The organism is Prevotella sp. E13-27 (assembly GCF_023217965.1).
Lineage (GTDB): Bacteria > Bacteroidota > Bacteroidia > Bacteroidales > Bacteroidaceae > Prevotella.
Genome location: NZ_JALPSC010000001.1, coordinates 734,061 through 754,754, shown reverse-complemented (window position 1 = coordinate 754,754; position 20,694 = coordinate 734,061). Strand labels below are relative to the sequence as shown.

16 protein-coding genes are annotated in these 20,694 nt (G+C 49.7%); all 16 read left to right on the top strand.

The window, feature by feature from the left end; genetic code table 11:
- The first annotated feature begins 114 nt into the window (after positions 1 to 114).
- On the top strand, positions 115 to 4,872 hold the full coding sequence (gene gltB / locus M1L52_RS03130; RefSeq protein WP_248613359.1) for a glutamate synthase large subunit: 4,758 nt from the start codon (positions 115 to 117) through the stop codon (positions 4,870 to 4,872).
- A gap of 38 nt (positions 4,873 to 4,910) precedes the next feature.
- Positions 4,911 to 6,338, top strand: a complete 1,428-nt coding sequence (locus M1L52_RS03125; protein ID WP_248613357.1) for a glutamate synthase subunit beta — start codon at positions 4,911 to 4,913, stop codon at positions 6,336 to 6,338.
- 338 nt (positions 6,339 to 6,676) lie between these two features.
- Complete coding sequence (gene trpB, locus M1L52_RS03120; protein ID WP_248613355.1) at positions 6,677 to 7,882, top strand: tryptophan synthase subunit beta; 1,206 nt, start codon at positions 6,677 to 6,679, stop codon at positions 7,880 to 7,882.
- A 16-nt stretch (positions 7,883 to 7,898) separates the two neighbouring features.
- Complete coding sequence (locus M1L52_RS03115; protein WP_248613354.1) at positions 7,899 to 9,401, top strand: anthranilate synthase component I family protein; 1,503 nt, start codon at positions 7,899 to 7,901, stop codon at positions 9,399 to 9,401.
- Positions 9,398 to 9,961 (top strand): anthranilate synthase component II, encoded by a 564-nt coding sequence (locus M1L52_RS03110; protein WP_248613352.1) that lies wholly within the window; start codon positions 9,398 to 9,400, stop codon positions 9,959 to 9,961. The genes M1L52_RS03115 and M1L52_RS03110 overlap by 4 nt, the downstream gene beginning before the upstream one ends.
- 62 nt (positions 9,962 to 10,023) lie before the next feature.
- A complete protein-coding gene (trpD, locus tag M1L52_RS03105) occupies positions 10,024 to 11,022 on the top strand; it encodes an anthranilate phosphoribosyltransferase (protein ID WP_248614561.1) in 999 nt (332 codons plus the stop codon).
- A 52-nt stretch (positions 11,023 to 11,074) separates the two neighbouring features.
- Positions 11,075 to 11,818: an indole-3-glycerol phosphate synthase TrpC gene (trpC, locus tag M1L52_RS03100; RefSeq protein WP_248614560.1), complete on the top strand. Its 744-nt coding sequence runs from the start codon at positions 11,075 to 11,077 to the stop codon at positions 11,816 to 11,818.
- A 4-nt stretch (positions 11,819 to 11,822) separates the two neighbouring features.
- The gene (locus tag M1L52_RS03095) at positions 11,823 to 12,509 is read left to right on the top strand and encodes a phosphoribosylanthranilate isomerase (RefSeq protein WP_248613350.1); all 687 of its coding nucleotides are present in this window, start codon (positions 11,823 to 11,825) and stop codon (positions 12,507 to 12,509) included.
- Complete coding sequence (gene trpA / locus M1L52_RS03090; protein ID WP_248613348.1) at positions 12,506 to 13,285, top strand: tryptophan synthase subunit alpha; 780 nt, start codon at positions 12,506 to 12,508, stop codon at positions 13,283 to 13,285. The genes M1L52_RS03095 and trpA overlap by 4 nt, the downstream gene beginning before the upstream one ends.
- Before the next feature lie 198 nt (positions 13,286 to 13,483).
- Positions 13,484 to 13,831 (top strand): P-II family nitrogen regulator, encoded by a 348-nt coding sequence (locus tag M1L52_RS03085; RefSeq protein WP_248506211.1) that lies wholly within the window; start codon positions 13,484 to 13,486, stop codon positions 13,829 to 13,831.
- Positions 13,832 to 13,855: 24 nt separating this feature from the next.
- Positions 13,856 to 15,112, top strand: coding sequence for an ammonium transporter (locus tag M1L52_RS03080; protein ID WP_248613346.1), 1,257 nt, complete (start codon positions 13,856 to 13,858; stop codon positions 15,110 to 15,112).
- Positions 15,113 to 15,132: 20 nt separating this feature from the next.
- Complete coding sequence (locus M1L52_RS03075) at positions 15,133 to 15,843, top strand: hypothetical protein (RefSeq protein ID WP_248613344.1); 711 nt, start codon at positions 15,133 to 15,135, stop codon at positions 15,841 to 15,843.
- A gap of 67 nt (positions 15,844 to 15,910) precedes the next feature.
- Positions 15,911 to 16,270, top strand: coding sequence for a hypothetical protein (locus M1L52_RS03070; protein WP_317231468.1), 360 nt, complete (start codon positions 15,911 to 15,913; stop codon positions 16,268 to 16,270).
- A gap of 103 nt (positions 16,271 to 16,373) precedes the next feature.
- Entirely contained in the window at positions 16,374 to 17,084 is a 711-nt protein-coding gene (locus tag M1L52_RS03065; protein WP_248613341.1) for an SDR family NAD(P)-dependent oxidoreductase, read from the top strand.
- Between the two features lie 165 nt (positions 17,085 to 17,249).
- Positions 17,250 to 18,917, top strand: coding sequence for a CTP synthase (locus tag M1L52_RS03060; RefSeq protein WP_248613339.1), 1,668 nt, complete (start codon positions 17,250 to 17,252; stop codon positions 18,915 to 18,917).
- A gap of 10 nt (positions 18,918 to 18,927) precedes the next feature.
- Positions 18,928 to 20,688, top strand: a complete 1,761-nt coding sequence (locus M1L52_RS03055; RefSeq protein ID WP_248613337.1) for an amidophosphoribosyltransferase — start codon at positions 18,928 to 18,930, stop codon at positions 20,686 to 20,688.
- Positions 20,689 to 20,694: the final 6 nt, after the last annotated feature.

Sequence of the window (20,694 nt, the reverse complement as noted above, 5' to 3'; positions counted from 1 at the left end):
TCGTAAGTTTGGGTGTTTTTTTATACTTAAAGAGATAAGATGAATATATGTGCGTGAGTATTTAGATGTAATTTTGCAGCAGATATCTGACAGAAAGATTAAATGAAGGATAATATGACCGAAAGAAAACTTAAAAATGATGGAAAGGGACTCTACCAGAGTGACTATGAGCACGACGCTTGCGGCGTGGGTATGGTAGTAAATATCCACGGCGGAAAGAGTCATGAACTGGTGGACAATGCACTGAAGGTGCTTGAGAACATGGAACACCGTGGCGCCGAGACACGCGACAAGACCGGTGATGGTGCGGGTATCATGGTACAGATACCCCACGAGTTTATTCTGCTTCAGGGAATCCCTGTGCCTGAAAAGGGAAAGTATGGTACAGGACTGGTCTTTCTACCTAAAGACGAGAAGGCGCAGCAGGAGATTCTGAGCGTGATGATCGAGGAGATTGAGCGCGAGGGACTGACGCTGATGCATCTGCGAACAGTGCCTACTAATCCTGAAGTTCTTGGTGCGGCTGCCCGCGAAGTGGAGCCTGACATCAAGCAGATTTTTGTAAAGAGGGGACCCACCCCCCATCCCCTCCCTGTAATGGAGGGGAGTGATTACACTCCAGACGAAGAGGAGAAGGCATTCGAGCGCACATTATATATAATAAGGAAGAGAATCGAGAATAGGGTAGCCAAAATGGAGGCATCTACTCCCCTCCCTCACAGGGAGGGGCAGGGGGGAGAGTCCGATTTCTACATCTGCTCCCTCTCTTCAAAGAATATTATCTATAAGGGAATGCTGACCAGCGGACAGCTGCGTCGCTACTTCCCTGACTTATCGAACGACTACTTTACAAGCGGACTGGCACTGGTACACTCTCGCTTTAGCACCAACACATTCCCAAAGTGGAAGTTGGCCCAGCCTTTCCGCTTGTTAGCACACAACGGTGAGATTAACACCATACGTGGTAACCGCGGTTGGATGAAGGCTCGCGAGAGCGTGCTTAACAGCGAGGCTCTTGGCGACATAAAGGACCTGCGTCCAATAGTACAGGATGGCATGAGCGACTCGGCCAGTCTGGACAACGTATTCGAGTTCCTGATGCTGAGCGGACTCTCGTTGCCACAGGCTATGGCTATCCTGGTGCCAGAGAGCTTTAACGATAAGAACCCTATCAGCGAGGATCTGAAGGCATTCTACGAGTACCACTCTATCCTGATGGAACCTTGGGACGGTCCTGCAGCACTGCTGTTTAGTGATGGTCGCTATGCAGGAGGTATGCTCGACAGAAATGGTCTGCGCCCCAGTCGTTACACCATTACCAAGAGCGGTATGATGGTGGTAGCCAGCGAGGTTGGCGTGATGGACTTCGAGCCTAGCGATGTAGTTTCGAAGGGTCGCCTGCAGCCAGGAAAGATTCTGCTGATTGATACCCAGGAGGGTAAGATATACTACGACGGCGAGATAAAGGAGAAGCTGGCCAAAGCCCATCCTTATCGCGAATGGCTGAACGAGAACCGCGTGCAGTTGGAGAAACTGAAGAGCGGACGTAAGGTGGACAACGGCGTGAGCGATCTCAACGCTAAGCTGGTGACTTTCGGCTTCGGTCAGGAGGATATCGACAAGACTATCATCCCTATGGCCACAGCCGGACAGGAACCTGTAGCTGCTATGGGTAACGATACACCACTGGCAGTCATCTCAGACCGTCCACAGGTGCTGTTCAACTACTTCCGTCAGCAGTTTGCACAGGTCACCAACCCTGCCATCGACCCAATCCGCGAGGAACTGGTGATGTCGTTGACAGAGTACATCGGCGCCGTAGGAACCAACATCCTGACGCCCGATGCATCTAACTGTAAGATGGTGCGCCTGCCACAACCAGTTTTAACCAACACACAACTCGATATATTATGTAACATCCGATACAAGGGATTTAAGACGAAGAAGCTGGCGATGACCTTCAGACTCTCCCCCTTACCCCTCCCTGTGAGGGAAGGGAGTGATTACACTCAAGCCGGAGAAGCGCTAAGGGCTGCTCTTGATAAGCTATGCAAGGATGCTGAGGCCTGCGTGGACGAGGGCGTGAACTACATTATATTAACAGATAAAATTGAAGATGCAGAGGTATCTACTCACCTAACTCACAGGGAGGGGCAGGGGGAGGGTCTCTTCTACATCCCATCTCTGTTGGCTGTTTCTGCCGTTCACCACTACCTAATCAGCGTAGGTAAGCGTGTGCAGACCGCCCTGATTGTTGAGAGTGGTGAGATTCGCGAGGTGATGCACGCTGCCCTGCTATTGGGCTACGGTGCCAGCGCCCTGTGTCCATACATGACATTTGCTGTGCTCGACGATCTAGTGAAGAAACATAAGATTCAGGAGGAGTATGCTACTGCCGAGAAGAACTATATCAAAGCGGTGGACAAGGGCTTGAAGAAGATTATGAGTAAGATGGGTATCTCTACCATCCGCTCTTATCGTGGAGCCAAGATCTTCGAGAGCATCGGACTGAGCGAAGACCTGCTGCATCGCTACTTCGGCACCGAGGTGAGCACCATCGGCGGTGTGGGCCTGAAGGAGATTGCGAGGGATCAGATTCGGCTGCAGACTCTCCCCCAACCCCTCCCTGTGAGGGAGGGGAGTGGTTACCTTGCTAATCACGGGCAGTTCTCTTGGCGCAGGGACGGCATCAAGCACGCGTGGAACCCGGAGACGATTGCGAAGCTGCAGTTAGCCTGCCGTACTGGCGATTACGAGAAGTTTAAGGAATGGTCAAAGCTTGTCGACGAGAAGGAATCGCCTATCTTCCTGCGCGATTTCCTCACCTTTAAGAAGGCATCTACTCCCCTCTCTGGCAGAGAGGGGCTGGGGGTGAGTCTCGACGAGGTTGAGCCCGTTGAGAGCATCGTTAAGCACTTCGTAACAGGTGCCATGAGTTTTGGCGCTTTGAGCATCGAGGCCCACGAGGCTTTGGCACTGGCCATGAACAAACTGGGTGCACGCAGTAACACTGGTGAGGGTGGTGAGGACAACGCCCGCTATCACACAGAAGTCGATGGCGTAAGCCTGAGCTCAAAGACCAAGCAGATTGCATCGGGACGTTTCGGTGTAACCGCCGAGTACCTGGTGAATGCCGAGGAGATACAGATTAAGGTGGCACAGGGTGCTAAGCCTGGTGAGGGCGGACAGCTGCCTGGATTCAAGGTTAACGAGATTATCGCCAAGACACGTAACGCAATCCCCGGCATCTCGCTCATCTCGCCGCCACCCCATCACGACATCTATAGCATCGAAGACCTGGCGCAGCTGATTTTCGACCTTAAGAATATCAACCCAACAGCTGCAGTAAGCGTAAAACTGGTAGCCGAAAGCGGTGTAGGAACGATTGCTGCTGGTGTGGCTAAGGCTAAGGCCGACCTGATAGTAATCAGTGGTGCCGAGGGTGGTACTGGTGCCAGCCCTGCAAGCTCAATGCGATTTGCTGGTATCTCATCAGAAATAGGACTTGCTGAGACACAGCAGACACTGGTAATGAATGGTCTGCGTAACCAGGTTCGCCTGCAGACCGACGGACAGTTGAAGACTGCCAAGGATGTGATCATCATGGCGATGCTTGGTGCCGACGAGTTCTCGTTTGGCACGCTGCCGCTCATTGTGCTGGGCTGTGTGATGATGCGTAAATGTAACACCAATACCTGCCCCATGGGTGTGGCTACCCAGAACCCCGAGCTGCGCAAGCACTTCGAGGGTCGCGCTGAGTACGTGGTTAACTTCTTTACCTTCTTGGCCGAGCAGGTGCGTGAATATTTGGCCGAAATCGGCGTGAAGAGTCTGAAGGAGATTATCGGACATACAGAACTCATCGAGAGCCTCACCCCCGTCCCCTCTCCAAAGGGCGAGGGGAGTGATGTCACCGAGAAATGGCGTACCATCGACTTCAGTCGACTTCTCCACAAGCCAGAGACCGATAAACCCCTCTACTGGGACCGCGGCGCATACACAGAGGTTACTGGCAACCATCTCAACAAGCAGATACTTGCAGATTTTGAGGAATTACTATCTACTCCCCTCGCCTCTGGGAGAGGGGACGGGGGTGAGGCTTCGTACGCCATCAAGAACACCGACCGCGCCGTGGGCACGATGCTCTCGGGCGTGATTGCCCAGAAATACGGCGAGGAAGGATTGCCCGACGGTGCTATCAAGATTAAGTTCAAGGGCTCGGCTGGTCAGAGTTTTGGCGCATTTGCCGTTCGTGGACTGGACCTGCGCCTCGAGGGTGAGACCAACGACTACTTTGGTAAGGGTCTTTCTGGTGGTCGCATCTCTATTCTGCCTCCCGCACGTCGCAGCGACGACTTTAAGGCCGAGGATAACATTATCGCAGGTAACACCGGACTATATGGTGCTACATCGGGCGAACTCTATATAAATGGTAAGGTGGGCGAGCGCTTCGGAGTGCGTAACTCGGGTGCCATCGCTGTGATTGAAGGTGCCGGCGACCACTGCTGCGAGTACATGACTGGCGGACGTGTGGTAGTGCTGGGTAAGACAGGCCGTAACTTTGCCGCTGGTATGAGTGGTGGTGTGGCCTATGTTTACGACCCCGATCACACCTTCGACTACTTCTGCAACATGGATATGGTAGAACTCTCGCTGGTTGAAGACTCAGTATCACGCAAGGAACTGCTCGAGCTCATCCGTCAGCACTACCTGCACACGGGTTCGGCTCTCGCAGGTCGCATGCTCGACGACTGGCACCGCTACATCGAGGACTTCATCCAGGTGGTGCCCATCGAGTACAAACGTGTGCTCGAAGAGGAGAAGATGGCGCGCCTGCACGAGAAGATTGCCGACATCCAGCGCGACTATTAATCATTTAATGTTTAATCTTTAATGTTTAGTGTATTAAGATGGGAAATCCAAAAGCATTTTTAGAGATACACCGCCAGGAGGCGGGTTACCGTCCGATTCACGATAGAATCCATGACTTTGGCGAGGTAGAGCAGACGCTCAACACTCGCGAACGCAAACTGCAGGCAAGCCGCTGCATGGACTGTGGCGTACCCTTCTGCCACTGGGCCTGTCCGCTGGGCAACAAAGCACCCGAGTGGAACGACGCGCTCTACAAAGGCGATTATGAACTGGCTTATCGCCTGCTGAACAGCACCAACCCCTTCCCTGAGTTCACAGGTCGTATCTGTCCCGCGCTCTGCGAAAAGGCCTGTGTACTGAACCGTTTTAACCACGAGCCAACCACCAACCGCGAAGACGAGGCTGCCATCACAGAGATGGCCTTCCAAGAGGGATTTATCACTCCTCGTACAGACATCGTTCGCAATGGAAAGAAGGTGGCTGTGATTGGTGCTGGTCCTGCCGGCCTTGCTGCCGCCAACGATCTTAACCTGAAAGGATATCAGGTAACAGTGTTTGAGAAGAACGAAGCCGCTGGTGGATTGCTGCGATATGGTATCCCCAACTTCAAACTCAATAAGGCAGTCATCGATCGCCGCATCAACCTGCTTGAGCAGGAAGGCATTGAGTTCCGCTACGGTATCCCCCTCCAACTCCCCCCGAGGGAGGGAGGGCTTGATTACCTTTCTATCGAGGAATTCAACAAGGCTCTGGGTGACCAAACGCCCCTCCCCTCGGGAGGGGATGGGGGTGGGTTTGCCGTCGTCATCTCAACCGGTACCCCCACCGCCCGCGATCTGAAAGCTCCCGGCCGCGAACTAAAGGGGGTACACTTCGCTCTCGAGCTCCTCTCCCAGCAGAACCGCGTGCTGGCAGGCATGGAGTTCTCTAAGGATGAGCGCATCACAGCCAAGGGCAAGGACGTCCTCGTCATCGGCGGCGGTGACACCGGTAGCGACTGCATCGGCACCGCCCATCGTCAGGGCTGTAAGAGCGTCACCCAGATAGAAATCATGCCCAAGCCCGTCGAGGGTCCCGAAGACCCGCAGAACCCCTGGCCAAATTGGCCTCGCACACTCAAGACTACATCTAGTCATGAGGAAGGTTGCACACGCCGTTGGAACATCAATACCCTGGAGTTCTTGGGCGAGAACGGCAAGCTTACAGGAGTAAAGGTTCAAGAGATAGACTGGAAGCCAAACCCAGAAGGCGGTCGCCCCATCATGGTAGAAAAAGGCAAGCCCGAAATCATAAAGGCCGAGCTGGTTCTGCTGGCAATGGGATTCCTGAAGCCTGAACATCCTCAGTATGCTGAGAACGTATTTGTATGTGGCGATGCTGCCAACGGAGCATCACTTGTGGTTCGTGCTATGGCTAGTGGCAAACAGACAGCCGCAAAGGTTGATGCATGGTTTAATAAGAAGTAAGGCAATAATTATGTATAAACATACAGAAAAGTATGCTAAAATAGATTTCTTTTGAGCAAAACCGCAAATAAATGCAAATATTTTTGGTGGGATGAAAGATTATGCATACTTTTGCACGCGGATAGACATAATAACAATAACAGATATGATTAAAAGTGCATTCTATTGGTGGTGGCGCAACTCAAGATTCGAAATATCGTGAGAAGATAGCCCTGTACCTATAGGATTGTATGGAAGAGATACTGAGAGGCCTGTCGTTCTTGCGACGGGCCTCTCAGATTTTAATGAAGAGTTTAGATATTAAAGTAAAGAGTAAATACACAAAAACTATAATATATATGAGCAATTATCAAGTAGATAAAAACGGTTTCTATGGAGAGTTCGGTGGCGCTTATGTGCCTGAGATTCTCTACAAGTGCGTACATGATTTACAGGAGGCTTACTTGCCCATTATCGAGAGTGAGGAGTTCAAGGCAGAGTATCATGCACTGCTGAAGGACTATGTGGGAAGACCAAGTCCACTGTATTATGCAAAGCGCATGAGTGAGCAGTATGGTTGTCAGCTCTATCTGAAACGTGAAGACCTGAACCACACGGGAGCGCACAAGATTAACAATACCATCGGACAGATTCTTCTTGCAAAGAAGATGGGTAAGACGCGTATCATTGCTGAGACAGGTGCAGGACAACACGGTGTAGCGACGGCTACGGTGTGTGCATTGATGAACATGAAGTGCGAGGTCTTCATGGGTGCTACTGATGTGGAACGACAGCACACGAACGTGGAGCGTATGAAGATGCTGGGTGCCGAGGTACATCCAGTTCGTACTGGTAACATGACGCTGAGTGACGCTTGCTCGGAGGCTATTCGCGACTGGTGCTGTCATCCTGCAGATACCTTCTATATCGTTGGCTCTACTATGGGTCCCCATCCCTATCCTGACCTCGTGGCTCGTATGCAGAGCGTTATCTCAGAGGAAATTAAGTGGCAACTAGAGGAAAAGATAGGTCGCGACTATCCTGACTACCTCATTGCCTGCATCGGTGGTGGCTCAAATGCTGCAGGAACCATCTATCACTATATGGATGATGAGCGCGTAAAGATTGTACTTGCTGAGGCTGGAGGTCACGGTTGGAACACGGACTATACAGCGGCTACCATCCATAAAGGCACCACAGGTATCCTGCACGGCGCAAAGATGCTGGTGATGCAGGATGAGGACGGACAGATTCAGGAGGCATTCACAATCTCTGCTGGTCTTGACTATCCAGGCGTGGGACCGATGCATTGTAACATGGCAAAGAAGGGACGTACCAAGGTGTTGAGCATCAACGACGACGAGGCCATCTACGGCGGTTACGAGCTGACACGCATGGAGGGTATCATACCCGCTATCGAGAGCGCACACGCCATAGCTGCGCTGAAGAAGCTGCAGTTTAAGAAGGACGACGTGGTGGTGCTGACAGTGAGTGGTCGTGGCGATAAGGACGTGGAGACTTATCTTAAGAACAAACAAATGGCAAAGGAGTACGGGAATTTTTAATTGATAATTGATAATTATGAATACATTCAATTATACGACAACATCGAAGACGATCCTGGCGGATTTGTATACGCCGGTGGGAGTATATATGCGACTGCGTGACCTATATCCGCAGAGTGCTCTGATGGAGAGCTCTGACTATCACGAGAAGGACAACTCACGTTCGTTTATCGGCATCGACCCTATGGCCAGCGTGGCTATCGGGCACGGACAGGCTACTATCACATACCCTGACGGCAGCACACTCACCCATGAGGTAAACAAGGAGTATCGCAGCGACAAGGCGATACACGAATTGATAGACCGCATACACGTGGAGGGCGACGACGCCAAGATGTGCGGACTGTTCGGCTATACCAGTTTCAACGCTGTGCGCTACTTCGAGGATATCAACGTAAAGGACGAGACACAGGCCAAGAACGATGCACCCGACTTGCTATATATATTATATAAGGTGGTGATAGTATTCGACCACTTTAACAATACTCTGAAGATTGTGAACTTAGAGGTGAGAGGTGAGAACGGAGAGGTGAGAGAAGACTCTGCTATTGATAACATCTTGAAGGCGATGAACAAGGCCAACGTGAAGGCATACGACTTCCACCCTGTAGGTGATGTACGTTCTACGCTAACCGATGATGAGCATCGCGAGAATATCCGTCGTGGCATCAAACATTGTCTGCGTGGCGACGTGTTCCAGATTGTACTGAGTCGCAGATTTATCCAGAAATATGAGGGTGATGACTTCAAACTCTATCGTGCACTGCGTAGCATTAATCCCTCGCCTTATCTGTTCTACTTCGACTTCGGCGGATTCCGAATCTTCGGTTCATCACCCGAGACACACTGCAGGATAATTAGTGGTAAGAGGTTAGAGGTTAGAGGTGAGAGAATAGACTCGCTGCAAAACAATTCTCTTACCTCTCGCCACTCACCTCTCACCTCTTATATCGCCTACATCGACCCGATTGCAGGAACAACAAAGCGTACTGGCGATGCTGAGGCCGATCGCCGTGGTGCCGAATACCTGCGCAACGACCCCAAAGAGAATGCCGAGCATGTGATGCTTGTCGACCTCGCTCGCAACGACCTGAGCCGTAACTGTCATGGGGTGAAGGTGGATTTCTATAAGGATCTGCAGTACTATAGTCATGTGATACATCTGGTGAGCCGTGTGAGCGGTGAACTCGACAATGGTGCTGACCCCATCAAAGCATTTATCGATACCTTCCCTGCCGGTACACTGAGTGGAGCTCCGAAGGTACGCGCCATGCAACTCATCTCCGAGTACGAGCCACATAACCGAGGCGCTTACGGCGGTTGTATAGGTTATATCGGCCTTGATGGTTCACTGAACCAGGCCATCACCATACGTACTTTTGTCTCGCGTAATGGTGAGCTTTGGTTCCAAGCTGGTGGCGGCATCGTAGCCAAGAGCGATGTTGAGTACGAACTGCAGGAGGTGAACAATAAACTGGGAGCACTGCGCAAGGCAATCATTAAAGCTGAAGAATTATGAAAATTGTAATCATAGACAACTACGACTCGTTTACCTATAACCTGAGTCATTTAGTGAAAGAGTTGGGCGCCGAAGTCACCGTTCTGCGCAACGACCAATTTGAATTGTCAGACCTGGAGTCATACAGCAAAATCATTCTTTCGCCTGGCCCAGGTATACCATCAGAGGCAGGACTGCTGCTGGATGTGATCAAGACTTATGCCGGCAAGAAGCCTATACTGGGCGTGTGTCTGGGACATCAGGCCATCGGTGAGGCATTCGGCGGACGGCTGGAGAATTTGAGCGACGTGTTTCATGGTGTGGCAACACCTTGCCACATAGTGGCAGACGATCCAATCTTCAGCGGCATTGAGCGCGACATCACCATAGGCCGTTATCACTCTTGGGTAGTGTCGAAGGAGCAACTGCCCGAATGCTTAGAAGTTACAGCCGTCTCAGACGAGGGTCAGATCATGGCACTACGCCATCGCGAACTGAATATCCGCGGCATACAGTTCCATCCCGAGAGTGTCCTTACCCCTAATGGTAAGAAGATGCTACAGAACTGGCTCTTCCTATAATCTCCATCCAACCCAATAACCTCATTAATCCCATTAGACCCATTATAACTATGGAACAGACAATGAAAGGCTATCTCTTCCGCCTGTTGAACCACGAAGAGCTCTCCCGCGAGGAGATGAAAACCATACTGATTGGTATTACACAGAGTGAGTATCCCAACGAACAGATTACGGCGCTGTTGACCTGCCTGCAGATGCGAGGCGTGACCGTTGATGAATTGTTGGGCTTCCGCGACGGCATCTTGGAGACTGGCGTGCCCGCCATCCTCGACTGCGACCGCTACATTGACGTGGTTGGTACCGGTGGTGACCGCAAGAACACCTTTAATATATCTACTACGGCATGTTTTGTTATTGCTAGTGCAGGCTACAAAGTGGCTAAACATGGCAATTATGCTGCCACCAGCGTCAGCGGAGCCTCTAATGTTATTGCACATCACGGCATTAAGTTCACTGACGACATAGACAAGCTGAACCGCAGTCTGAATGAGGCTGGTATAGTGTATCTGCACGCACAGCTTTTCGCCAAGGCAATGAAGTTTGTTGGACCTATCCGCAAGGCCCTGCCTTTCCCCACCATTTTCAACCTTCTCGGTCCCATCGTCAATCCCTCGCGCCCAAAGTGCCAGCTGTTGGGTGTGGCCAACCTCGACCAGATGCGCCTCTATCATCAGGTGTACCAGAAACTAGGCATCGACTATGGTATCGTCAACAGCATAGACGGCTACGATGAAATCTCGCTTACTGGCGACTTCAAGGTGACCACCAAGGACTACGAGCGCATCTTTAAGCCTCAGGACCTTGGTTTCGAGATTGCCAAGCCTGAGGAGCTGGTAGGTGGCGCTACTGAGGAAGAGGCTGCTCAGATCTTTGATTCTGTCCTTGAGAACCGTGCCCTGCCAGCCCAAAAGAATATCGTGCTGGCCAATGCCGCCTTCGGTATACAGGTACTGGAGAAGGGACAGAAGAGCATCGAGGAGTGTGTGGAGATTGCCCGTGAAAGCATTGACAGTGGTGCCGCCCTGAAGACCTTCAAGAAATTCGTAGAACTTAATTCTTAATTATCGATGTGTCGGATTATCGATATGTCGAAATAACGAAATAACGAAGATGATGAAAGATATTCTTCAAGAAATAATCGCCACCAAACACGAGGAGCTGGCATTGTTGAAGGCAAAGAAACCCTCCTTGCGTGAGGTCCTCCTACAGAGCGAGACCGGCATCATTGCTGAGTTCAAGCGCCGATCACCTTCTAAAGGCTGGATCAAGGAAGAAGGGCGTGCCAACATCATCCCGCTTAGTTATCAGCAGAACGGAGCAGCGGCGCTCTCGATACTTACCGATGAGCATTACTTTGGTGGCTCTGATGACTTTATCCGTCAGGCGCGTCAAAGTGGTGTCACTCTTCCTATATTATATAAGAACTTCGTCATCGATGAGGCACAACTATATGCAGCAGCCCTCTGTGGTGCCAGTGCTGTGCTGCTTATTGCAGCCTGTCTTACAAAAGAGAAATGTCGTGTGCTCATGAGTTCTGCGCATGAGTTAGGTCTCGAGGTTCTCCTTGAGATGCATAGTGAACAGGAACTGGAGTATGCTGAACTCGAACCAGATCTCTGCGGTATAAACAACCGTAACCTTGGTTCTTTCCATACTGATGTAGAGAACTCTTTCCGCTTGGCAGAACTGTTACCTAAGGAAGCGGTGAAAGTCAGTGAGAGTGGTATCTCTAATCCTGATACGGTAAAGGCTCTCCGCCAAGCAGGATTCCGTGGATTCCTTATCGGTGAGAACTTTATGAAGACTGCCGACCCAGGTCTTGCTCTTGACGATTTCATTACTCAGCTAACCCGTTAGTCCTATGAGTCCCATTAGTCCCATTATAAAGGTCTGCGGCATGCGCGAGCCCAATAATATCCGAGAAGTCGAGAGTGCGGTAGCCAACTCTAAACTCTACACTCTACGCTCGGCCGAAGGACGCTTGCAAGGCAAGAACTCTACACTCTTTCTGATGGGTTTTATCTTCTGGCCCAAATCCAGTCGATATGTCAGTGAGCGCCCGACTTATCTGCCTACGCAATGCAAGCGAGTAGGGGTGTTCGTAGATGAGGATATCGAGATGGTGAAGCGTATAGCCAATGACTATGCCCTCGACTATATTCAGCTGCATGGACACGAGTCGCCAGATTATTGTGCCGAGCTCGCAGGTTATAAGCTTATAAAGGCATTCAACATAGCTACAGCAGCCGACTTTGCACTGACTGAAGCCTACGAGGGTGTGGCCGGCATGTTCCTGTTTGATACCAAGGGCAAGAGCGTGGGCGGTAATGGAGAGAAGTTTGACTGGAGTGTACTGAGCGAATATCGAGGCGAAACACCATTCCTATTGAGCGGAGGCATAGGTCTCGACGATGCAAAGTTTCTCACTTCCCACCTCTCACCTCTCACCTCTAAAAAATGTGTCGGCATCGATCTCAACTCTCGCTTCGAGCTCGCCCCAGGGCTTAAAGATATCAATAAACTTAAACAATTCTTAGAACAGTTATGAATAAGATTAATTCACTTTTCAATAATCGTGGCGACAGAAAGTTGCTGTCTCTTTATTTCTGCGCAGGTTGCCCCACACTGGAGGGCACTGGCGACGTGATACTGGCAATGCAACGCCGCGGTATAGCAATGATTGAGGTAGGCATACCATTCAGCGACCCTCTGGCCGACGGACCTGTGATACAGAGTGCTGCCACACAGGCACTGAAGAACGGTATGAGCCTGAAGACACTATTCGGACAGCTGAAGGCCATCAAGGACCAGGTTGGAATACCACTGGTGCTGATGGGATATCTGAACCCGATACTGCACTACGGCATAGAGGAGTTTTGCAAGAGTTGTGTGGAGAGCGGAGTGAGCGGCGTTATCATACCTGATCTGCCATTTAAGGACTATCAGGAGATAGTAAAGCCCATAGCTGACAAGTACGACCTGCGTATCATTATGCTGATAACACCCGAGACAAGCGAGGAGCGCATCCGCTTTATCGACGACAATACCGATGGATTTGTATATATGGTATCTAGTGCAGCCATCACTGGTGCACAGAAGAGTTTCGACGATGCCAAGCAGGAGTACTTCCGTCGTATTAACGCGATGAATCTTCGCAACCCACGTATGATAGGTTTCGGTATAAGCAACAAGCAGACACTGGATGCAGCACAGCAGAACGCTGCAGGCGCTATCATCGGTTCGAAGTTCGTAACCCTTCTCAATGAAACTGAGGGTGATGCCAATGCTGCCCTCGACAAACTATTTGATGCATTGTCACATTAACTTGCTAAAAATCTACATTGTAGAGATTTTAGTGTAAAAATAACAATCTGTAAGTTTTTGACGTATAAAAACTTACAGATTGTTATTTTATTGTATTTTTAACAACCAAAGATTTAGCGTTTCGACTCTTTTTCTTGCATATTGTCATACCTTTGCATCGTCACAGTGACAAGTAGTATTAATTAAAGGTATTAAGGTATGAAAAAGATTGAAGCAATTATCCGTAAGACCAAATTTGAAGAGGTCAAGGAAGCCCTGCTATCGTCGGACATCAACTGGTTTGAATATCACGACGTGCATGGCATCGGACAGAGCCGTCAGGAACGTATCTACCGTGGTGTGATGTATTCAACTGATGTCATCGAGCGTGTAGCCATCACAATTGTTTGTCGTGACCAGTTCTTGGACCCCACCATCAAGGTGCTGCTTGAAGTGGCACACACTGGTGAGGTCGGTGACGGACGTATCTTCGTGAGTGATGTGTTGGAGACCTATTCTATCCGCACAGGCGAGAAGGGTGACACCGTATTGAGAGACAAGAAGTAAGGATTAACTAAACGACAAAAGATTATGAACGAAATAGGAATTTCACTCGATACCGTATGGATGCTATTAGCAGCTATGTTGGTTTTCTGGATGCAGCCCGGTTTTGCACTATGTGAGGCTGGCTTTACACGTGGTAAGAACACGGCAAACATCCTGATGAAGAACTTTGTCGACTTTATGTTCGGCTCGTTGCTGTTCTTCTTCCTAGGCTTCGGCTTTATGTTTGGTGCCGATACCTTGGGTGGTTTCATTGGTATGCCCAACTGGGGTGACCTGAGTTTCTATGAGAGCGATCTACCTGTAGAAGGATTCTTGATTTTCGAGACCGTATTCTGTGCTACCGCCGCTACAATCGTGAGTGGTGCTATGGCTGAGCGTACCAAGTTCTCTATGTACCTTATTTATAGTGCCGTAATCTCACTGATTATATACCCCATTGAAGGTCACTGGACCTGGGGTGGCGGTTGGTTGTGCAACGATGCTACCGATAGCTTTATGATGACCACATTTGGCGCTGTATTCCACGATTTCGCAGGTTCTGCCATCGTTCATTCTGTAGGTGGTGTGCTCGCCTTGATTGGTGCTCTGGCACTGGGTCCCCGTATTGGTAAGTATGGCAAGGACGGTAAGAGTCGTGCTATCCCTGGTCACAACCTGACAATGGCTGCTCTGGGTGTCTTCATCCTCTGGCTAGGATGGTTCGGTTTCAACCCCGGTTCTCAGTTGGCTGCTAGTGGTGAGGTGAACCGCGTGGCTATCTCTCACGTGTTCCTGACCACCAACCTCGCTGCTGCTGCAGGTGGTGTGGCTACGATGTTTATCACTTGGCTGAAGTATGGTAAACCTTCACTCTCTCTGACCCTGAACGGTGTGCTGGCAGGTCTCGTAGGTATTACCGCTGGTTGCGACCTCGTATCTCCCGTTGGTGCTGTGATTATTGGTCTGGTTTGTGGTACAGTATTGGTATTTGCCATTGAGTTTATTGACCACAAGTTGCACATCGACGATCCTGTAGGTGCAAGTTCTGTACATGGTGTCTGCGGTATTCTGGGTACTCTCATGACTGGTCTGCTGGCTACTGAGACAGGTGCCTTCTATGGTGGCGGTTGGGGATTCTTCGGTGCTGAGTGCTTCGGCGTACTTATGATTGATCTTTGGGCTGCTGCTTGTGGATTTGCCTTGTTCTATGGCATCAAGTATATCCACGGTCTGCGTGTTGACAAACGAATTGAAGAGGAAGGACTCGATATCTACGAACACGGAGAAGCTTGTTATAACTAATATTTTTAAAAAAAAGGCTTATGAAAAAGATTGTTTTATTCGCATTGGGTATGGCCATGAGCATGACCACCTTTGCACAGGATGAGATTGAGACAACGATTAGTGGAGATATCGTGAGTAGTTATATATGGCGTGGTCAGGATTTGGGTAGCACGGCCATCCAACCTACACTGGGTGTAGCCTATAAAGGATTGTCACTGACAGCTTGGGGCAGTTACGGACTCGTGAACCCTGCTGATACTAAAGAGTTTGACCTCACGTTAGCTTATACTATCGGTGGGCTGAACATTGGTGTCACTGACTATTGGTTCAATACAGGTCTTGATCCTAAGAACCGTTACCTTAAGTATGATGCCCACGGCACCAACCACGTGTTCGAGGCAAACGTAGGTTACGATTTTGGCATAGCTTCACTACAGTTGTTCACCAACTTCGGTGGAAACGACGGTGTAAACAAGGACGGCAAGCGAGCCTATAGCAGTTATTTCGAGGTCATTGTCCCATTTAAACTTGCTTCTGTCGATTGGGCTGCTACGGCTGGCGCCGTCCCGTTTGCCACTGATTTCTATAATGGCTGGACGAGTGGTTTCGCTGTAACCAACCTGTCGTTGAAGGCAACAAAGGATATCAAGGTTACAGACTCGTTCTCAGTACCAGTGTTCGCACAGGTTGCTGCTAATCCCTGCACCCAGAATGCCTATCTGGTACTCGGCTTGACACTACAACCATAATCATTGGCCAAGTATTCTCCCTTCTGCTGAACTTAGCGGAAGGGAGGACTTTACGGCTACTATCTTTGTGCTGATGATGACCCCAGGCCTGTCGTTCTTCTACGGTGGTATGGTAGGTGCTAAGAATGTCATCTCTACTATGTTACAGTCGTTCATCGCTATGGGGCTCATCGCTGGCACATGGGAAGGTTTCGTGATTTTCCTTTACCATCTCCTGGCTATAGTCATCGTCTTTGTTTACACCTTTACCATGAGTTGGCTGGGCTATAAGCTCATCGATAGTCTCATACCTATGCGTGTGTCGGCCTATAGTGAAAAGGTCGGTCTCGACTTCTCACAACACGACGAACACTACGGACTGGCTCATATTGGCGAGCGTGAACTGGCTGAGTATGAGGAACACCTCAAAGAGAAAAATAAGGAGTAATATACCACGAAGATGGTATTTTTCAGGAAAAAGCAGTCCTATATAGATTATATCTGGAATTAATTCTTAACTTTGCAGCCGATTTAACACAAAAGAAAGAATTATGGCTAACGAAAAGATTGTTTTAGTTACAGGTGCCAACAAAGGCATCGGATTTGGGATTGCAAAGCACCTTGGCCTTAGCGGCTGGAAAGTAGTAATAACTGCTCGCGACGAGCAACGCGCAGAAAATGCTATCGCTCAACTTAAGTCGGAGGGTATTGATGTGCTGGGATGGGTGAACATTGAACTTAAAGACCTCGAAGGTATAGAGCGTGCAGCAAAGGAAATCGGTGAGCGTTTCCCAGAATTGACACTTCTCGTGAACAATGCTGGAATCCCTGGCGACATGAGCGTGAATAGTGAGAATACGAAACTGAGTGATATCCGTGAGACGCTTGATGTAAACTTCGTAGGTACATGGGCGCTCACAAAGGCTCTGGTTCCCCTTATTGCCCAAAATAGTGGCCGCATAGCCAATATCACCGTGCCATCAGAAATTAGTCCTTACTGGCATCCACTGGCCTATGTTGCCAGCAAAGCGGCGCAGAATGCGTTGATGGGTGTGATGGCCATAGAATTTCAGCAAAGCAATACGCCAATAGAAATATTCTCTGTCCACCCAGGCCCAACAACTACCGATTTGAATGGCAATATGTCTCTCCCAGGTTTTCATGACATAGAGACTGTCGGTCAGAAGTTTGCTGAGCTTATAAATGATGGTAAGAGCCATCAGGGTGAATTTATAGAACTCTATCCTATTGTGAAAGAGTAACAAAAATACGATTTTGTGGGCGATATTTTGACAATCTGCAAGGAAAATACAAGTTTTTCTTGCAGATTGTTATTTTGTTGAAAAATGTAGATTTTAAAACTATATATAACATTAACTAAATAATGAAATTTGATACCTTTGCAGTCCATAAATACAATTGTTTTTATGGATACAAAATATATTTTCGTTACTGGCGGTGTTGTTTCCTCGTTAGGAAAAGGTATTATATCTGCCAGCATTGGTAAATTGTTGCAAGCACGTGGCTATAAAGTAACAATTCAGAAGTTTGACCCTTATATCAATATTGACCCTGGCACACTGAACCCTTACGAGCACGGTGAGTGTTATGTGACAGCCGACGGCTTTGAGACCGACCTGGACCTGGGACACTACGAGCGATTTACAGGCATACATACAACACGAAACAACAGCATAACAACAGGACGCATTTACAAAACGGTGATCGACCGTGAGCGTCATGGCGACTATCTGGGCAAAACCATCCAGGTAGTGCCACACATCACTGATGAGATTAAGCGCCGCATGCTGAGGACCTCCCCCGACCCCTCCCAAGGAGGGGAGTGGCCTTCGGCTTCGGTATGCGATAGCACCTCCTCCCCTTTGGGGAGGTCGGGAGAGGTTTTCGACTTCGTCATTACCGAGGTGGGCGGCACCATCGGCGACATTGAGAGTGCTCCATTTATGGAGGCCATCCGACAGCTGCGCTATCAGCTGGGTCGCGATGCGGTATGCGTACACCTTACATACGTGCCTTACTTAAAAGCAGCCGACGAGTTGAAGACCAAGCCTACACAGCACAGCGTAAAAGAGTTGCAGGGTATGGGTATTCAGCCCGACATACTTGTGCTGCGCACAGAGCGACATCTGGATGACGGCATCCGCATGAAGGTGGCATCTTTCTGCAACGTAGATCTGGAGTGCGTGGTGCAGAGCGAGGATCTCCCCAGCATTTACGAGGTGCCTGTAAATATGCAGCACCAGGGACTGGATGCTGCCATTATGCGAAAGATAGGCATACCCGTAGGCGAGACACCTGCCATGAAGCCCTGGCGCGAATTCCTGAAAAAGCAGCGCAACGCCACCAAGGAGGTACACATCGGACTGGTAGGAAAATACGACTTGCAGGATGCTTACAAGAGTATCCGCGAGAGCCTGAACCTGGCCGGTATCTACAACGACGTAAAAGCTAAGCTGCACTTTGTGAACAGCGAGGAGATAACCAAGGCCAACGTGGCCGAGAAGCTGAAGGGCATGGCAGGCATCGTGGTTTGTCCGGGCTTTGGTCAGCGTGGTATCGAGGGTAAGATTATTGCCGCCGAATACACCCGCACCAATGATATCCCCACCTTCGGTATCTGCCTGGGTATGCAGATGATGGTGATAGAGTTTGCCCGCAACGTGCTGGGCTATAAGGATGCCAATAGCGCCGAGATTGACGAAAAGACACCTCATAACGTGATTGACATGATGGAGGAGCAGAAGACCATCACGCAGATGGGAGGTACTATGCGTCTGGGCGCTTACGAGTGCGAGCTGGTAAAGGGCAGTCGCGTGTACGAGGCTTATGGTGAGGAAACACTGATAAAGGAGCGCCACCGTCATCGTTATGAGTTTAATAATAAGTACCAGGAGGAGTACGAGGCCAAGGGAATGAAATGCGTGGGCATCAATCCTGCTGCCAACCTTGTGGAAATAGTCGAAATTCCAGAAAAGAAATGGTACATCGGTACTCAGTTCCATCCAGAGTATAGTTCAACGGTGCTCAATCCTCATCCGTTGTTTATGTCATTTATTAAAGCCTGCATTAAATAATTGATAATTAATGGAGCAACTTAAACATGAGTGTGGTGTGGCGATGATTCGCCTGTTGAAGCCACTTGATTATTATGCGAAGAAGTATGGCTCATGGGCATACGGCTTTAATAAGCTCTATCTGATGATGGAGAAACAGCACAACCGTGGTCAGGAGGGTGCTGGTATCGCTTCGGTAAGTCTTACGAATAAGCCTGGTACTGAGTATATGTTTCGTGAGAAAGCGGAGGGTAAGGATGCTATCACGCAGATTTTCTCTCGTGTCACGGAAGAGATGAAGGGCGAGTTGCTGATGGGCCACTTGCGCTACTCGACCACAGGCAAGAGTGGACTGACGTTCGTACATCCTTTCTTGCGTAGAAATAACTGGCGCGCAAAAAACCTCTGCCTGTGCGGCAACTTTAATATGACCAACATTGACGAGGTGTTTTCTTTCCTTACAGCTCAAGGTCAGTCCCCTCGTATATTTGGTGACTCATATATCACCCTCGAACTGATGGGACATCGTTTGGACCGTGAGGTGGAGCGTCTCTTCGTTGAGGCCAAGGAGAAAGGACTTGAGGGTACCGATATCACAGACTACATAGACAATAATGTGGAGATGGGCAATGTACTGCGAACCACAATGAGTCATTATGATGGCGGCTATGTTATGTGTGGACTGACAGGTTCGGGTGAGATGTTCTCAGTTCGCGACCCATGGGGTATCCGTCCCGCGTTTTGGTATCAGGATGATGAAATCATCGCCATTGCCAGTGAGCGTCCCGTGTTACAGACCACCTTCGATATTCAGACAGAGGATGTGCATGAGTTGCAACCTGGACAGGCACTGATTGTACACAAGAATGGCGAAATGAAACTGGAGCAGATTATGCCTGCTCAGAAGTTGAGTGCTTGCTCGTTTGAGCGTATCTATTTCAGTCGTGGCTCTGACCGTGATATCTATCAGGAACGCAAGCGATTGGGAGAACAATTGACACCTGCTATTCTCAAGTCGATTGATAATGACGTAACCAACACTGTGTTTTCATATATCCCCAACACTGCCGAGGTGGCCTACTACGGCATGACCGACGGCTTCCGTCAGCAGGGCTATAATGTCCGTACGGAGAAGGTGGTGTGGAAGGACATCAAGCTGCGCACGTTTATCACGGACAACTCTGAACGTAACGACCTCGCCGCTCATGTCTATGACATCAGTTATGGCTCGCTGCGACCAGGCGTTGATAACCTTGTCATTATCGATGATAGCATCGTTCGTGGTACGACATTAAGAGAGAGTATCTTTAAGATTCTTGACCGTCTGCATCCCAAGAAGATTGTAATGGTCAGCAGCTCGCCACAGATTCGCTACCCCGACTACTACGGCATCGATATGGCTCGTCTGGAGGAGTTTTGTGCTTTCCGTGCTACGATGGCGCTGATAGAGGAGCGCGGCATGTGGCAGCTTGTTAATGACACTTATCTGGCATGCAAGAGAAGCCTCACCCCCGGCCCCTCTCCAAAGGGCGAGGGGAGAAATCACGTTCGTGCTCTGTATGAACCGTTTACCATAGAGGAGATTAACGAGAAGATTGTTGAGATGCTACGCCCCGAGGGCATGCAGGCTCCTATTGAACTGGTGTTCCAAAGCATAGAGGGGCTGCATGAAGCTTGTCCCAACCATCCAGGTGACTGGTATTTCAATGGTCACTATCCCACGCCTGGTGGCACACGTCTATGCAACGAGGCTTTTATTAACTATATTGACAACAAACAGAAGAAGCAATAATAACAG

Bases quoted from the DNA above. Each gene is read 5' to 3' on its own strand.
- gltB (WP_248613359.1), top strand. From the start codon at position 115: ATGACCGAAAGAAAACTTAAAAATGATGGAAAGGGACTCTACCAGAGT.
- M1L52_RS03125 (WP_248613357.1), top strand. From the start codon at position 4,911: ATGGGAAATCCAAAAGCATTTTTAGAGATACACCGCCAGGAGGCGGGT.
- trpB (WP_248613355.1), top strand. From the start codon at position 6,677: ATGAGCAATTATCAAGTAGATAAAAACGGTTTCTATGGAGAGTTCGGT.
- M1L52_RS03115 (WP_248613354.1), top strand. From the start codon at position 7,899: ATGAATACATTCAATTATACGACAACATCGAAGACGATCCTGGCGGAT.
- M1L52_RS03110 (WP_248613352.1), top strand. From the start codon at position 9,398: ATGAAAATTGTAATCATAGACAACTACGACTCGTTTACCTATAACCTG.
- trpD (WP_248614561.1), top strand. From the start codon at position 10,024: ATGAAAGGCTATCTCTTCCGCCTGTTGAACCACGAAGAGCTCTCCCGC.
- trpC (WP_248614560.1), top strand. From the start codon at position 11,075: ATGAAAGATATTCTTCAAGAAATAATCGCCACCAAACACGAGGAGCTG.
- M1L52_RS03095 (WP_248613350.1), top strand. From the start codon at position 11,823: ATGAGTCCCATTAGTCCCATTATAAAGGTCTGCGGCATGCGCGAGCCC.
- trpA (WP_248613348.1), top strand. From the start codon at position 12,506: ATGAATAAGATTAATTCACTTTTCAATAATCGTGGCGACAGAAAGTTG.
- M1L52_RS03085 (WP_248506211.1), top strand. From the start codon at position 13,484: ATGAAAAAGATTGAAGCAATTATCCGTAAGACCAAATTTGAAGAGGTC.
- M1L52_RS03080 (WP_248613346.1), top strand. From the start codon at position 13,856: ATGAACGAAATAGGAATTTCACTCGATACCGTATGGATGCTATTAGCA.
- M1L52_RS03075 (WP_248613344.1), top strand. From the start codon at position 15,133: ATGAAAAAGATTGTTTTATTCGCATTGGGTATGGCCATGAGCATGACC.
- M1L52_RS03065 (WP_248613341.1), top strand. From the start codon at position 16,374: ATGGCTAACGAAAAGATTGTTTTAGTTACAGGTGCCAACAAAGGCATC.
- M1L52_RS03060 (WP_248613339.1), top strand. From the start codon at position 17,250: ATGGATACAAAATATATTTTCGTTACTGGCGGTGTTGTTTCCTCGTTA.
- M1L52_RS03055 (WP_248613337.1), top strand. From the start codon at position 18,928: ATGGAGCAACTTAAACATGAGTGTGGTGTGGCGATGATTCGCCTGTTG.